The sequence below is a fragment of the Flavobacterium sp. genome (assembly GCF_031381455.1).
Taxonomy (GTDB): Bacteria; Bacteroidota; Bacteroidia; order Flavobacteriales; family Flavobacteriaceae; genus Flavobacterium.
This window is the reverse complement of the sequence record NZ_JANMXZ010000004.1, coordinates 26,471-41,767: the sequence shown is the minus strand read 5'-3', so window position 1 is coordinate 41,767 and position 15,297 is coordinate 26,471. Positions and strand designations below refer to the sequence as shown.

10 protein-coding genes are annotated in these 15,297 nt (G+C 35.2%); 6 read left to right on the top strand and 4 right to left on the bottom strand.

Annotated elements, in window-relative coordinates:
* The 4 genes from RMN97_RS01035 to RMN97_RS01020 all read right to left on the bottom strand — a co-directional run.
* On the bottom strand, positions 1–2,735 hold a 2,735-nt coding region (locus RMN97_RS01035; protein ID WP_309612666.1), incomplete at its 3' end, for a hypothetical protein.
* Positions 2,736–3,378: 643 nt separating this feature from the next.
* Positions 3,379–6,186 (bottom strand): T9SS type A sorting domain-containing protein, encoded by a 2,808-nt coding sequence (locus RMN97_RS01030; protein WP_309612665.1) that lies wholly within the window; start codon positions 6,184–6,186, stop codon positions 3,379–3,381.
* 580 nt (positions 6,187–6,766) lie between these two features.
* On the bottom strand, positions 6,767–7,888 hold the full coding sequence (locus tag RMN97_RS01025) for a GTP cyclohydrolase (RefSeq protein WP_309612664.1): 1,122 nt from the start codon (positions 7,886–7,888) through the stop codon (positions 6,767–6,769).
* Entirely contained in the window at positions 7,888–8,850 is a 963-nt protein-coding gene (locus RMN97_RS01020; RefSeq protein ID WP_309612663.1) for a transporter, read from the bottom strand. The genes RMN97_RS01025 and RMN97_RS01020 overlap by 1 nt, the downstream gene beginning before the upstream one ends.
* A gap of 125 nt (positions 8,851–8,975) precedes the next feature.
* On the opposite strand from RMN97_RS01020, the gene RMN97_RS01015 reads away from it, so the two are divergent.
* The 6 genes from RMN97_RS01015 to RMN97_RS00990 are packed head-to-tail and all read left to right on the top strand — an operon-like array spanning position 8,976 to position 15,240.
* Complete coding sequence (locus RMN97_RS01015) at positions 8,976–9,227, top strand: DUF4834 domain-containing protein (RefSeq protein WP_309612662.1); 252 nt, start codon at positions 8,976–8,978, stop codon at positions 9,225–9,227.
* A 57-nt stretch (positions 9,228–9,284) separates the two neighbouring features.
* The gene (locus RMN97_RS01010; protein WP_309612661.1) at positions 9,285–11,786 is read left to right on the top strand and encodes a YfhO family protein; all 2,502 of its coding nucleotides are present in this window, start codon (positions 9,285–9,287) and stop codon (positions 11,784–11,786) included.
* 37 nt (positions 11,787–11,823) lie between these two features.
* Positions 11,824–11,973, top strand: coding sequence for a hypothetical protein (locus tag RMN97_RS01005; protein WP_309612660.1), 150 nt, complete (start codon positions 11,824–11,826; stop codon positions 11,971–11,973).
* Positions 11,973–12,443: a hypothetical protein gene (locus tag RMN97_RS01000; RefSeq protein ID WP_309612659.1), complete on the top strand. Its 471-nt coding sequence runs from the start codon at positions 11,973–11,975 to the stop codon at positions 12,441–12,443. Before RMN97_RS01005 ends, RMN97_RS01000 begins: the two co-directional genes overlap by 1 nt.
* Before the next feature lie 4 nt (positions 12,444–12,447).
* Positions 12,448–13,752 carry a glycosyltransferase family 4 protein gene (locus RMN97_RS00995; RefSeq protein WP_309612658.1) on the top strand — a complete coding sequence of 435 codons (1,305 nt, stop codon included), beginning with the start codon at positions 12,448–12,450 and terminating at the stop codon, positions 13,750–13,752.
* A gap of 21 nt (positions 13,753–13,773) precedes the next feature.
* Positions 13,774–15,240, top strand: coding sequence for a polysaccharide biosynthesis C-terminal domain-containing protein (locus RMN97_RS00990; protein WP_309612657.1), 1,467 nt, complete (start codon positions 13,774–13,776; stop codon positions 15,238–15,240).
* Positions 15,241–15,297: the final 57 nt, after the last annotated feature.

Below are 15,297 nucleotides of genomic sequence, written 5' to 3'. Positions count from 1 at the left end.
AAAGCAGTTCCGCCTGTTGGTGTTGAATACCATTGTAGTGAAGCTCCTGTGGCTATTAAATTAGCAACCGTAGCCGAATTACAAAATGCTTGAGCTGTTGCTGTTGGTGCAGCCGTTGTATTTATGGTTACTGCAACCGTTGTTCGTGGACTCTCAATTAAATTAACGGTTTGTGATACATAATAGTTTGCTGTAACTAATGCTGTAGTGGATGCTAATGCTGTTCCGCCTGTTGGTGTGGAATACCATTGTAATGACGTTCCTGTGGCTACTAAATTAGCAACCGTAGCCGAGTTACAAAATGTTTGAGAAGATGCTGTCGGTGCTGTTGGTGGTGATGCAACTGTTCCTGTAGCAAAAGTAATAGTTGTAATTCCTGTACCACTATAATTTGAGGCTCCAATAGTATATGTAGTAGTCGTTTTAATTTCTGTTGGTGTTCCAGATAAAACACCATTTGATAAATTAAAACCCATCCCTATTGGTAAATTTGGTGAAATTGTATAAGGTTCTACTGAAGAAATTTTACGAATGCGTTGTGTGTAAGAATCTGCTACATAAACATTTCCCGAAGAATCAGTTGTTACCCCTACTGGAAAATAAAAAGAAGAAACATTTCCAAATCCATCTACATATTGACTTGATCCATTTCCTGCATAGGTACTTACTAATCCGGTGTTTGAAACTTTTCTAACAACTGAATTGAAATAATCTCCAATATAAAAATTAGCCGATCCATCAATAGTAATTCCTATAGGACTATTAAAATAAGCGGCAGTCCCCTGACCGTCTGCATAACCACCTAAACTTCCTGCGAAAGTGCTTACTGTTCCATCAGTAGCAATTTTTCGGATTCTATTATTTGTTGTATCAGCAACATATAAAATTCCAGTTGCATTATCGATAACTATTCCCTGCGGATTTTTAAATCTTGCTACTGTTGATGCTCCGTCAGCATAACCTGAAAGAATATACCCAGCTACAGTAGTTACTAAACCAGTACTACTTATTTTACGAATACGATTATTTTTCGTATCAGCCACATAAATATTTCCAGAATTATCAATGGTTAAACTATATGGGTTATTAAATTTTGCCGAAGTTCCTTGACCATCAAGATAACCTGCTGTTCCATCACCCGCAATAGTTGTTACTACACCTGCACTAGTTATCTTACGAATTCGATTATTAAAAGTATCTGCTATATAAATATTATCCGAAGCATCAACTGCTATTCCTTTTGGATTATTAAATTGAGCCAATATACCTTGTCCATCTAAGAATCCTGGTAGAGCAGCATCACCAGCAAAAGTTGAAACTAAACCTGAAGGTGTGATTTTTCGTATACAAGAATTAAAATCATCAATAACATAAGTTATGCCCGTTGTTGTAACAGCTACCGCAACAGGACTATTGAACATTGCCATTGTTCCTCCTTGACCATTTTCAAGTCCGCGAACAGCAGATCCAGAAAAAGTTGAAGTATCTCCTGTGGCAGCTATTTTTCGAATACAATTATTAGCTACATCCGCGACAAACACATTACCAGAAGAATCTGTTGCAATTCCTTCAGGATATTTAAATGAGGAACTTGTTCCTATACCATTTGTAAAACCAAAAGCACCATTGCCAGATAAAGTAGAAACCAAACCAGTACTAGTTATTTTTCGAATACAATTGTTGTTATAATCAATTAAATACAAATTTCCAGTCGCATCATTAGATAATCCTCTTGGAGCATTGAATTGAGCAGCTGTACCTTGCCCATTCACTAATCCTGGACTACCAGTGCCTGCAAATGTTGTTACGGAACCAGTATTTGATATTGCTCTGATTCGATTATTAGAAGTGTCACCTACATATACAATTCCAGATGAAGTAACCACTACGCCTGTAGGGTTATTAAATTTTGCAGCTGTTCCTTGGGCATCAAGATAGCCAGGAGTTCCATCACCTGCAATTGTAGTCACTGTTCCTGAACTAGTTATTTTTCTGATACGATTATTAGTTGCATCTGCAACATAAATGTTTCCAGAAGTATCTACGGTCAAACCTTTTGGGCTTGAAAATAAAGCCACAGTATTTAGTCCATCTAAAAAACCAGAAGTAGATATATTTCCCGCAAGTGTTGAAACTAATCCTGTTGATGAAATTTTACGAATAGCAAAAGAATTAATCTCAGTTACATAAACATTTTCAGATGTATCAACAGTTATTCCATAAGGGACATTAAATTGCGCAATGTTAGCTGCTCCATTTGCAAATCCGGCTACACCAGTTCCAGCATAAGTTGATACTAAGCCAGATGAAGTTATTTTACGAATGCAATTATTTTGACTATCAGCCACATATGTATTACCTGATGCCGAAACAGCTACTCCTGTCGGACTATAATATTTTGGAGAGGCAGTAGTCCCATCCATATAACCAGCAACTCCATTACCAGCAATTGTTGAAACATTTGTTCTAACAATTGGCAATCCTCCAATATTAGTTGGGGATAATGGAGCTATTGCGTTATTGATGTTATAGAAACTTTGGACTCCTGTGTAAGATATATTTGGAGCTTGTGCAAAAAGAAACGAACTTGATACTATAATAAAAAGTAAACATAAGTATCTTTTTAAATTTAACCTTAGTTCATTTTGTGGATGTGCCCCCAAAAAAATGTAATCTTCAATAGTTACATTTATCATTTTTACTGTATACAAATATGTGTCATTACTCTTTTTCATTTTCGATTTGGATTTGCAATGATAATAATTTTTAACTTTTAAATACTTTTAAATCAAAAGATTGACAAACTTTAACATTTAAAAAAAGTAGGTTTTTTATTAAAAATTATTTATCAATAGTTATTAACAAAATATTATTTTTACTATACCGTATATTTTTAACTTTTTTATTTATAATTATTATGTTCTATTAGTTAAATTTTTTAATATTTTTTAAAATTTTAATATATTTTATAAATTATAAAATTGAAGAAAATTCGTCTAATTAAGTAATTTATCCACAAAGTGTAAAAATATCTGTTGAAATACATTCTTTTTTAATTAGTAAGTATTTTATCGTTAAATGCAAATGTCACTCTTTTTGCTAAAAAGAAATTATACTTTTATCATTGTTTATTACATAATTTGAAGATGAAATATAAAACCTCATTTTTCCGAATTCTATAAAACAATATTATTCATTTAATCGTTTAAAATACAAATAAAATCGATGAAATACATTATTTAACTTATTATTAAAGAAGTATTCTTATATTTTAAACTAAAATTTAAGTGTCACAGTATCAATAATTTGATTTTTGGGCATAAAAAAACCTCTTCGTTTCCGAAGAGGTTTTTAGGTTATATTATTAACCCAATCTAATTATCGTTTAATCACTCGCTGAGTCTTTACTTCTGTACCTTGAGATACACTTACATTGTAAATTCCTGAAGGATAATTATCTCCTAGTTCGAAATTGTCAATCTCTGACATTTTCACAGAACGTGAATCAATGGTTTTTCCTAACATATCAAAAACCTTGATTTGAAGATCTTCTTCACTAACCGATATAACATTTAGCTTGAAGTTATCAGCAGTTGGATTTGGATAAACTTTAATAACAACCTTAGTAGGAGCTTGCTTAGCAACAGGAAGCGAACAATCACCAGGTAACGGTGTATTATCCGAACAACCCGCTACAGCATCAATTGTACCTACGCTTGTAGTGTCAAGTACATTATTTACATAGGAACCAAAAGTATATTTACTAACATTATCTGGTCCTGTATAAACTGCTTCAATAATGGATTTTGTATCATATTTCACAGAAACAACATAGGTAGCGCCTGGCGTTGCACCTGTCACCACATATCTTGCATCTTTATTACCGTTTATCATACTTCCAGTGAAAGTAACGCTTCCACAAGCACTTGTTGTTAACCGCACATTTTGAGTGTTTTGTATAGAAAACAGTTTGTTCAAATCACCATCATTTGATTGTTTTACAACTATTACAAAGTTACTTGAAGGAGCTACTACATTTGAATAGTAAAAGAAAACTCCAGGAATAGCATTGTTTACCGTGCGACCGCTAAGTTTAGTACAAGCGGTAGTTAATCCCGTAGCTGTACCGGTTACAAAATTACAACAAGTGGTTTGCGTTGGGAAGATATGACTCGTAATACAAGATCCTACCGTAAACGTAGCTTGACAAGTAGTTGTTAATGGTGCACAAGAACTAGTATAAGTGAAAGTAACTGTTTTTGAGTCTCCACATGCTAATGGTGCGCCTGTACTATTATTTGTTAATGAACCGTTACATCCTCCGCTAGCAGTAGCTGTAGCTAACCATGCTGCATAAGCAGCATTAACCGCTGCTTGTGTTTGGCCACCAGCAATTGAACTATTCGTCGGACAAGTCAATGACACAGTTGGTGAATTAGGAAGCGTAAATGTAGCCTGACAAGTAGATGTCAATGGCGCACAAGAACTAGCATAAGTAAAAGTAACCGTTCTTGATCCTCCACAAGCTGGTGGAGCTCCTTGACTATCATTTCGTAATGTACCATTACAGCCACCAGTTGCTGAAGCCGTTGCTAACCATGTTGCATAAGCTGCATCAACCGCTGCTTGTGTTTGACAGGCTGTAGTTGTAGTATTAGATGGACATGTCAAAGTTACAGTCGGTGAATTAGGAACCGTAAATGTTGCCTGACAAGTTGAAGGTGTTTCAGAACATGTATTGCTATAACTAAATGTAACCGTTTTTGAACCTCCGCATGCTAGTGGTGCTCCAGTGCTATTATTAGTTAAAGATCCTCCGCATCCACCACTCGCAGTTGCAGTTGCTAACCATGCTGCATAAGCTGCATCAACCGCTTCTTGTGTTTGACAAGCTGTTGTTGTAGTATTAGATGGACAAGTTAAAGAAACTGTCGGTGAATTAGGAACTGTAAATGTTGCTTGACAAGAGGATGTCAATGGCTCACAAGAACTAGTATAAGTAAAAGTTACTGTTCTTGATCCTCCACAAGCTGGTGGTGCTCCTTGACTATTATTTGTTAATGAACCATTACATCCACCACTTGCAGTAGCTGTTGCTAACCATGTTGCATAAGCTGCATCAACCGCTGCTTGTGTTTGACAAGCTGTAGTTGTAGTATTAGATGGACAAGTTAAAGAAACTGCTGGCGGAGCCTGAACTGAGAAAGTTCTTGTACATGTCTCTCTCTGATCGCAGTCATCTGTAACAGTCCAGGTAACTTCTCTACTGCCTCCACAACGTGGTGGTGCAGTTGGGTTTAAAGGTGATCTTACAGCAACTCCATTTGTCCCTCCAGAAAAACTAAATGTTCCTAACCAGGCGTTGAAAAGGGAATTAACCCCATCCTGAGTTAAACAAGACCCAGCAGTAGTAGTGGTCGGACAAGTTAATATAATAGGATTTGCTGGCGGCGCAGTAATGGTTTGTGACGCTGTAGTAACACAACCTTCTGCGGATTCCACACTTACAGTATAAGTGATACCGACTACGCTACCCGCAAGCCCAGGAAATACTCCGGTTGAATTTGTTGGCCCACTTGGTAAAAGCGTATAATTATATGTTCCAACATCCGAAAAGGAACCTATAACAGTGAGAGTAGATGTCTGACCTGCACACAAAATAGGTGAAAACGAGGCTGTGGCAGCGACTTTAGAAACCGATACTGATTTACTACAGTCACAAATTGTACGTATTGGTGCACTTTCAGTACCTATATTACTTGACGTATTTACTACATCCAATCGCAAATTAAATTCTGAAGTTGAACTCCCAGGAAATAAAATTAATGTTTGTGTTGTTCTATTCGTACCCGCATTGTAAACTACAGGACCATAACTTCTAATAAAAGCCCCTGAAGAATTAGATTGAAAGGAATACGTGAAATTCGAGTTAGTAGTAGCATTTACTAAATTTGGCGAACCACTTCTAGCTACGTCTACATTTATAATGATATCTCCCGAGGTATCATTTGGATCAGCTACAGCACAGGCTTCAAGCGGACCAATAAGGTTACACGCTGGCACTAATGTGCCTTGGGCAGAAACTTTCTGGGAAACGAATCCCATGAAAAGCATAAAAACCATAACGTAACAACAATATAGGTTGTTGCGTCTTTTTTGTAAATCTTGCAATGTTGAATTTTTCATGTTTAAATATTTAATTTGTTAAAGGTTTATAATTGAAACTGATTTGATACAAGAATACGTTTTGCTTGCGCTTCTTGAATCGGGTGGATTAATTACAGTTAACTTATATTGAAATTCCATTTTAACGCAGGATGCTGTGCTAAAAATAAATTGGTAAAAAGAAGAAATAGCAGAAGCTAAAGAGAATTAGAAAAAACACTTTTCTTTCGAGAAGTATTTTTAACAGGGTGTTTTTCATTTTGTGAAGTGTGATCCCGAATATGACAACCGGGAAAGCTAAATAAGATACTTTTTTTCATAATGATAAATGTGTTAAGATTACACAACATTATGAGTAGGGTTAGTTTAGCGCTTTGGGGTAAATTTAGAGTTCTTAAACTCTACTTTAAAGGTTAGTAAATAGGTGGTTAAGATATTTATCCAAAAGGGCATAACAAATTTATACAGATTCGTGAAAAAAAGTTAAAAAAAACACAATTATTGTACGAAATGTCAACTTTTATCGACGAACTGCACATTCTTAACAAAACTAGCGTCTTATTTGTAAAGAATTATGAATAAAACTTGATTTTTAACCCAATTATACTAACTCCAACCTATAGGTTCGTCGTCTTCTAAAAGTTACCGGATCAAAATGCTTCCACATATTATGAATGGCGTGATTGTCTTCAAGTTCAGGAGTTCTGATGCAGTTTTGAATTCCTTTCTCCGAAAAAGTAGTGTAGTATTCATTAAAGATAATAGCAGTAACGCCTTTGCTTTGATATTCCGGATCAATACCTATTAAATAGAAAAGCACGTCCTTGCTTTCTTTTTTCGCTTTAAGCAAATGATAAAATCCAAATGGAAATAACTTGCCCTTTGCTTTTTGCAATGCTTCTGAAAAACTTGGCATTACAATACTAAAAGCGACCATAGTGTCGTCTTTATCCATTACGAACTTAATATATTCCGGATTGATAAAGCTTATGTATTTTTTCTTGAAGTATTCTTTCTGAACATCGGTAACCGCAACAAAAGAAGACAAGCTAGCATAAGAGGCATTAAACAAATCAAACATTTTGTCCACATAAGGCATGATGTCCTTATTATTAGTAAAATTCAACGGCTTTAATTCGTAGCGCTTTTTGACTAATTCGTTTGCCTTTAAAAAAAGTTCGGTTTTAACATTTGAAAAAGGGAATTTATTTTCAAGATACTCTTTCTCTTTTACATAGCCCAATTGCTCTAAATGTTTTGAATAATAAGGAAAGTTATACCACGTAATCATGGAACCTATTTCATCAAATCCTTCGGTAAGCACTCCCACTTTATCCAAATTTGAAAAACCCATTGGTCCTTCAACATATTCCAAATTGTTTTTTTTCCCTAATTCGTATACTTTCTCCAACAAGGCTTTGGTCACTTGGACATCGTCGATAACATCCCACCAACCAAAGCGCACTTTCTTTTTTTGTTGATTATTGACCTCATCCCAATTAATAATCGCAGCAATTCTACCCACCACTTTATTGTCTTGGTAAGCCAAATAGAAGTTTGCTTCCGCAGATGTAAACGCCGGATTTTTGGTTTTATCAAAGGTATCCAACTCATCATTGATTAACGGCGGAACCCAATACCGATGGCTTTTGTATAAGGCAAACGGAAAAGCAACAAACTCCTTGAGTAACTTTTTTGAATTGGCTTCAACTATGGTAATCATTATTTGGTCTTTTCTAATTCTACTTCGTCTTTGCGTTTTTTGCCTTTATCTCTTTTGGATTTTTTGTCTTTCTTAGATTTCTTTTCGCCTTTTATTCTTTTATAATTAGTTTCATAATTACTATCGAAACGCCAAGCCATTCCAACATTTGCCAAAAGCAACGACGGAGTATCCTTCACATTTTTGCTAAAAGAAGCGTCCAATTGAATGTTTTCGCGAACCAGATAAGCAGCGCCAAGTCTAAAAACAGTATCAGCATACCAATCACTTTTGTATCCTTGAAATTCCAGAAATCCTGACCAGCGCATATTAAATCCTCTTGTCATAGTAGATATAATTCCCAAAGTCGGATAATCGGTCATATACTTATCGGCAATAATGTTGTTAACCCAAACCCATTTAGTTCCAAAATGATTTTGAGTAATAACCATCACTTTTGGGCTTATTTTTCGGTCAGTAGGAAACGTATATGGATTATTTCCCAAATTAAAATTAACTCCAGCATAAACCGCAACAGCCGGAATAAATTGTTTAAAGCTGAACTTGTGATTGGCTTTCCAACTATAGATATTCGGTTTGTCTTGTTTAATAAATGGATCATAAACCAAGTATTTTGCGCCAACTGTGATTTGCTTAAATCCGCCGCGAGTATCACTAACCAAAGGCGCCTCATACCAATCGTATTGATATTGTGTGTTTAAAGTGAATTCAAATTGATCAAAAAAAGCACCGTATCGTACATCGAGTTCCGTTCCAAAACCATTTGCTTCATAACGCGATAAATTATGTTCTTCTTTTATGCCATACAATCCCGCTTCCGCTTGAATTACCGTTTTCCCAACTGAAAATGCCGACATCGATTCTCCCGGTCTATTGGAATTAATTATGTCGGTATATTGTGCATACTGAGTAGCCGAAATCAGCAAAAAGCAAACTAACAGAAATGTTTTCAAATTCATCATACGTCAAGAAATTTAAGCATTACAACTTAGTCTTTCAAAAGTAGTATAATTTATTATTTATTTAAGAAGTCAAAGCGAAATTTAAATTGTGGAATTTAGTATTTTTGACAAAAAATATTTATTCAATGGAAACTGCATCTTTTCAGGGACTTATAGACGTTATTTTATTCATTATCATTTTCTATTATGTAGTGAAGTTTTTAGCGCGTTTGTTTTTACCTGTCTTAGCCAAAAAAGTAGTTGAAAAGGCTTCACAACAATTTCAGCAACAGCAAGAGAATTATCAAAACCAAAATACCACTCAAAATCAAACAAGTGAAAAGCCCAAAGAGAAAAAAATCGTTGGTGATTATGTTGATTTTGAAGAAATAGAATAATTTAGTTTTCAGTTCTTAACTATGAACCAGAAACTATAAACCATCAACCAGATTTAAATGAAGCAACTTCAAAAGTTCTATCCGCATCTATTAGCCATCATTGGTTTTATAGTTATCTCATTAGTCTACTTCTACCCTATTTTGCAAGGCAAAAAAATCTACCAATCCGATATTGCAAAATATACGGGAATGGCGAAAGAACAAATTGATTTCAGAGCCGAAAATCACACCGAACCCTATTGGACCAATTCGTCTTTTGGTGGCATGCCAACCTATCAATCGGGTGCTAATTATCCGAATGATTATATTGGAATGCTGGATAATGCTATTCGGTTTTTGCCTCGTCCGGCGGATTATTTATTCCTTTACTTTTTAGGATTTTATGCTTTGATGCTAGTCTTTAGAGTTGACCCATTAAAGGCATTTTTTGGCGCGCTCGCTTTTGGATTATCAACGTATTTGATTGTTATTATTGGCGTCGGACACAATGCCAAGGCACACGCTATTGGGTATATGCCATTTGTTGTAGCCGGATTTATTTTGGTTTTCAAAAAGAAATATTTGCATGGCGGAATTTTAACCATGCTCGCAGTTGCTCTCGAAATTACGGCAAATCACTTTCAAATGACGTACTATTTGTTACTGCTTTTGATTGTGATGAGTGGCTACTTTTTATACCGACTTATTCAGGAAAAGGATTTAAAATCATTACCGAAAATCATCGGAACATTTGTTGTTGCTGTAATTTTAGCTGTTGGCGTGAATGCCACGAGCTTGATGGCAACCAAAGAATATGCTGATTTTAGTACACGTGGCAAAAGCGAGTTAACGTTCAATGCTGATGGTTCTAAAAAAGAAAGCAACATCGCGATGGACAGAAGCTATATCACCGAATATAGTTATGGTATTGTGGAAAGTTTGAATTTGTTTTCACCGCGATTATTCGGTGGCGGCAACAATGAAAAGCTTACTGAAGATTCGCATGTTTATAATTTCATGCTCAACTATGGTGCATCTCCTGAAGAAGCTCGAGAACTTACCGATAATTATGCAGTTACTTATTGGGGCGACCAACCTCAAGTTGCTGCTCCGGCTTACATTGGCGCTGTGGTTTTCTTCCTTTTTGTCTTGGCATTATACCATGATAAACGCAAAATAAAATATGCTTTCCTTGCCGGAGCAATATTTTCTTTACTACTTTCCTGGGGGAAAAATTTATCCTTCTTGACCGATTTCTTTATTGATTGTGTTCCGATGTATGACAAGTTTAGAGCGGTTTCTTCTATTCAGGTTTTACTTGAATTGTGTGTGCCGGTTTTAGCTATTATGGGATTACAATCTTTCTTTACCAATGAAGAAAATCGTTGGAAAAGCTTATGGAAAACAGGAGCAACAACTTTAGGGATTATAGTATTGCTATTTGTATGTAAAAGCATGTTCAACTTTGCTGGCGAAATTGACCACCAATTAATAGATGCGCTAAAACAACATCCGGACAAATCATTTGGAACTCAATTCATAGATGCGTTAAGAGAAGACCGAAAAGATTTGTATTCAGCCGATTTGTTGCGTTCCGGATTCTTGATTGCCATTTCGTTTGGCGTACTTTATTTCTATATGAAAAACAAATTAGCAGCCAATACAGCCGTGATTTTGGTTGGCGTGTTTATGGTTGGCGATTTGTTCTTTGTGGATAAAAATTATTTAAGTAACGATGGACAACAATTCAGAAGTGCTTATGAAATTGACAATCCGTATCAGCCAACTCAAGCCGATTCTTTAATACTTCAGGACACAACTCATTTCAGGGTTTATGAATTAGCTGGTGGCATTTATAGTCCGCGTTCGTCTTATTTCCATAAATCTATTGGAGGTTATAGTGCAGTTATGCCAAGACGCTTTAAGGAAGTCTATGAACATTTGTTTGAAAAAAGTATGGGCGATTTGGGTAGCATTATCGACCCGCAAACACTTTCGATTACCAAAAGCATTCCCGTTATCAATGCATTTAACATCAAATATCTGATTGTTGGAACAGAAAAAGGCGATGTTCCAATTGTAAATCCGTTTCACAATGGTAACGCTTGGTTTGTGAAAGAATTGAAATATGTAAATTCAGCGGACCAGGAAATTAAGGAATTTGGAAAAATTGAAACCAAAGATTTTGCTACACTAAATGAGTACGAATTTGGTGCATGGCGAAAAACAGATCCAAAAACTTTTCCAAAAGATAGTTTAGCAACAATTAAACTCGATTTATACAAACCAAATCATTTAATCTATACTTCGAATAATGCAAATGAAGGTTTCGCAGTCTTCTCTGAAATTTATTATAAAGATGGTTGGAAAGCAACTATTGACGGAAAAGAAAGTGCTATTTTTAGAGTAGATTACACTTTACGCGGAATGGATATCCCAAAAGGAAAACGTACCATCGAATTCAAGTTTGAGCCACAGGTTGTAAAAACAGGAAGTACAATTGCGTTGTTCAGTTCTATTTTAATGTTCATCGTGATTATTGGTGGCGTTTATTTTGATAGAAAAAAGAAAATAGAGTAAAGAAAATAGATAAATTTGTTTTGTTAACTTTTGCAACATGAAAGATAAATCTAAAATTCCTGTAAAATCAAAAAAGATTGATACCAAAATGAATTCAATTTATATTGAGCGTTTAGAGCGTTTTATGGCTTTGGTTGAACTTTCCTTTGCGCTTAAAAATGCTCCTAGAATTTCTAAAGAAAAATAATGCTCCCAGAAATTGTAAATATTTGGCAAAAATTAAAAGAAAATAATGTTCGCTACTTAACTATTGGTGGCTTAGCAGTTAATATTTATGGTTATACTCGAAATACTGGCGATGTTGACCTTTTAATTGATGACACTATTGAAAACCGAAAAAATCTTCGCAAAGCTTTTGCGGCAATAGGAATTGGTGACTTTATAGAAATAGAAACGATTCAATTTGTTCCTGGATTTACCGATTTTACAATTTCATATGATTTACGTTTAGACATAATGACGTCTATTAAAGGATTAGAAAATGAAAACTTTAATACACTTTTAGAAAATGCTACGATAATATTTCTAAAAGAAACTCCAGTTTATTTTCTTGATTATGACAGTCTGATTATTGCTAAAAAAGCAACTAATCGATTGAAAGATCAATTAGATATTGAAGAGTTAGAAAAATTAAAGCGAAATAAAAATAATTCGTGAATTTGTGGTAAATCAAACAAAACCTAAAAAACTGTTAATCATCACTTATTATTGGCCGCCAGCTGGTGGTCCCGGAGTGCAGCGTTGGTTAAAGTTTGTGAAATACTTGCCCGAGTTCAACATTCAGCCGATTGTTTATATTCCCGAAAATCCTACCTATCCAATTATTGATGAAGGTTTGCAAAGTGAAGTTTCGGACAGCACCATTATCCTAAAAAACAAAATCTTCGAACCCTATGGTTTGGCTTCTTTTTTTGGCAAATCCAAAACCAAAAAAATCAGTTCCGGAATTATTCCAAATCAGAAAAAACAATCTTTTTTAGAGAAAACGTTACTTTGGGTTCGTGGCAATCTTTTTATTCCAGATGCGCGTTTTCTTTGGGTAAAACCTTCGATAACCTATCTGAAAAAATACGTCGAAGAAAATAATATAGACACGATTGTCACTTCTGGTCCGCCGCATAGTCTGCACTTAATTGGCTTACAATTAAAAAAAGATTTAAACATAAAATGGTTCGCGGATTTTCGTGATCCGTGGACAACCATTGGTTATCATAAAGCTTTGAAATTGTCTTCTTATGCCGAGAAGAAACACAAAGCATTAGAAGCAGAAGTATTGAATTCTGCTGATACAATAATCGTTACCAGTAAAACTACCAAAACCGAATTTCAGGCGATAACTTCCAAACCAATTGAAGTGATAACAAATGGTTATGATGTAGAAAAAGTTGAAAAGCAAACCTTGGACGACAAATTCACTTTAGCACATATTGGTTCGTTTCTTTCGGAAAGAAATCCAAGGATTCTTTGGCAGGCTTTGCAGGAATTGGTTACCGAAAATGCCGACTTCAAAAACGATTTCCGTTTGAAATTAATTGGAGCCACAAGTCAGGAAGTTTTGGACACAATTTCCGAATTCAAGTTGAATGATTACGTTCAAAACTTGGGTTATGTTTCACATCAGGAAGCGGTCGGACACCAACGAAAATCACAGGTTTTATTGTTAATTGAAATCAATTCCGAAGACACCAAAAGCATCATTCCGGGAAAACTTTTTGAATATATGGTTTCCGAAAGACCAATAATAGCAATCGGTCCAGAAGATTCTGATTTTGCCGAAATTATTACCTCAACCAATACTGGTGTTTTCTTTACCTATGATGAAAAGGAAAAACTAAAAGCCCTACTTTTGAAATACTATCAGGAATATCAAAATCAAAACCTGAAAGTAAACGCCGTTGGTTTGCAACAATATTCCAGAAAAAATTTGACAGAACAATTGTCAAAACTCATAACTCATAACTTATAATTCATAACTCATAACTCCAACATGGGAATCGTCCAAAGTCAATCTATTAAAAACACCATCATCACCTTCCTTGGATTCGGAATTGGTGCTATTAATGCGTTGTTTTTGTACACCAACTTTCTTGGAAAACTCCATTACGGAATTGTAGCCACAGTTCTTTCGGGCGCCAATATCATGATGCCGCTGATGGCTTTTGGCGCGCAGAATACTTTAATTCGATTCTTTTCTTCGTATAAAAATCAGAAAGAGCGCGATGAGTTTTTAACGTTCATGTTGTTTCTGCCATTGGCTTTAATCATTCCGCTAGGATTAGGATTTTACATTTTCTACGATGATATTTCACATAGTTGGATTGAGGCAAATCCAACGTTAAAACCGTTCTTTTGGCTGATTCCGGTGATAGGTTTATTCATGGCGTATTTCGAAGTGTTTTATGCTTGGGCAAAAGTGCACATGCAATCGGTAATCGGAAATTTCATCAGTGAAGTTTTGGTGCGATTTATAGTGATGCTATTGTTGATAGGCGTTCACTTTGATTGGCTTGCCAAAGACACTTTTGTCTATTGTGTTGCTCTGGCCTATTTTGTGCAATTAGTCGGAATGAAATTATATGCGATTTCGGTAAAAATGCCGGTTTTCAGATTGGTCATTCCAAAGAACGTTAAAGAAATTGTTCAATATTCTTCTTTCATTATTGTTTCCGGTGGTGTTGCTGTGATGCTGGTCGATTTTGATAAAGTTATGATTCCACAATACAAAGACATTGGTCAAAATGCATTGTATGCTGTGGCGATTTTTATCTCAACCGTAATTGCTGTTCCAAGTCGCGCTATGACACAAATCATTGCGCCAATTACAGCCAAATTGATGACCGAAAACAAACACGACGAACTCAATGATTTGTATAAAAAAAGCGCTATCAATCTGCAGGTTATTGGTGGATTTATCATGATACTGATTTTTGTCAACATCAAGGAAATGTATAACCTTATCCCAAAAGAATATAGTGGTGGAATTCTGGTTGTTTTCCTTATTGGATTATCAAAATTCTATGATGTTTTGTTAGGGAATAACAACTCGATTATTGTCAATACGAAACACTATCGAACAGTTTTGTTATTCGGAGTTTTTACTGTCGCATTGATGATTGTTCTGAACATGATTTTTATTCCGATGTATGGCATTGAAGGTTCTGCTTTTGCGACTTTGATTACGGTGATGATTTACAATACGATTAAACTTTTGTATGTGGTTAAGAAAATGGATTTGTATCCGTTTACCAATAAAACACTCGAATCGCTTGGCATCTTAGCGGTTTGCTTCGTGTTGTTTTACTTTTGGGATTTCCCTTTTCACACTATTATCAATATTGGATTGAAATCAATTTTGGTTGGTGCCTTATATGTCTATTTGAATTTCAGACTGAAAATCTCTGAAGACATTAATAGTATAATTAAGGATAATTTGAAGAGGGTGAAGTTGCTGTAATTTCATCAACTAAATCGATTCTCCTTGAATTCTTTAGATTTAGTTTGTCAGATTGAA

Bases quoted from the DNA above. Each gene is read 5' to 3' on its own strand.
- RMN97_RS01015 (WP_309612662.1), top strand. From the start codon at position 8,976: ATGGAAACTGCATCTTTTCAGGGACTTATAGACGTTATTTTATTCATT.
- RMN97_RS01000 (WP_309612659.1), top strand. From the start codon at position 11,973: ATGCTCCCAGAAATTGTAAATATTTGGCAAAAATTAAAAGAAAATAAT.
- RMN97_RS01030 (WP_309612665.1), bottom strand. From the start codon at position 6,186: ATGAAAAATTCAACATTGCAAGATTTACAAAAAAGACGCAACAACCTA.
- RMN97_RS00990 (WP_309612657.1), top strand. From the start codon at position 13,774: ATGGGAATCGTCCAAAGTCAATCTATTAAAAACACCATCATCACCTTC.
- RMN97_RS01020 (WP_309612663.1), bottom strand. From the start codon at position 8,850: ATGATGAATTTGAAAACATTTCTGTTAGTTTGCTTTTTGCTGATTTCG.
- RMN97_RS01005 (WP_309612660.1), top strand. From the start codon at position 11,824: ATGAAAGATAAATCTAAAATTCCTGTAAAATCAAAAAAGATTGATACC.
- RMN97_RS01025 (WP_309612664.1), bottom strand. From the start codon at position 7,888: ATGATTACCATAGTTGAAGCCAATTCAAAAAAGTTACTCAAGGAGTTT.
- RMN97_RS01010 (WP_309612661.1), top strand. From the start codon at position 9,285: ATGAAGCAACTTCAAAAGTTCTATCCGCATCTATTAGCCATCATTGGT.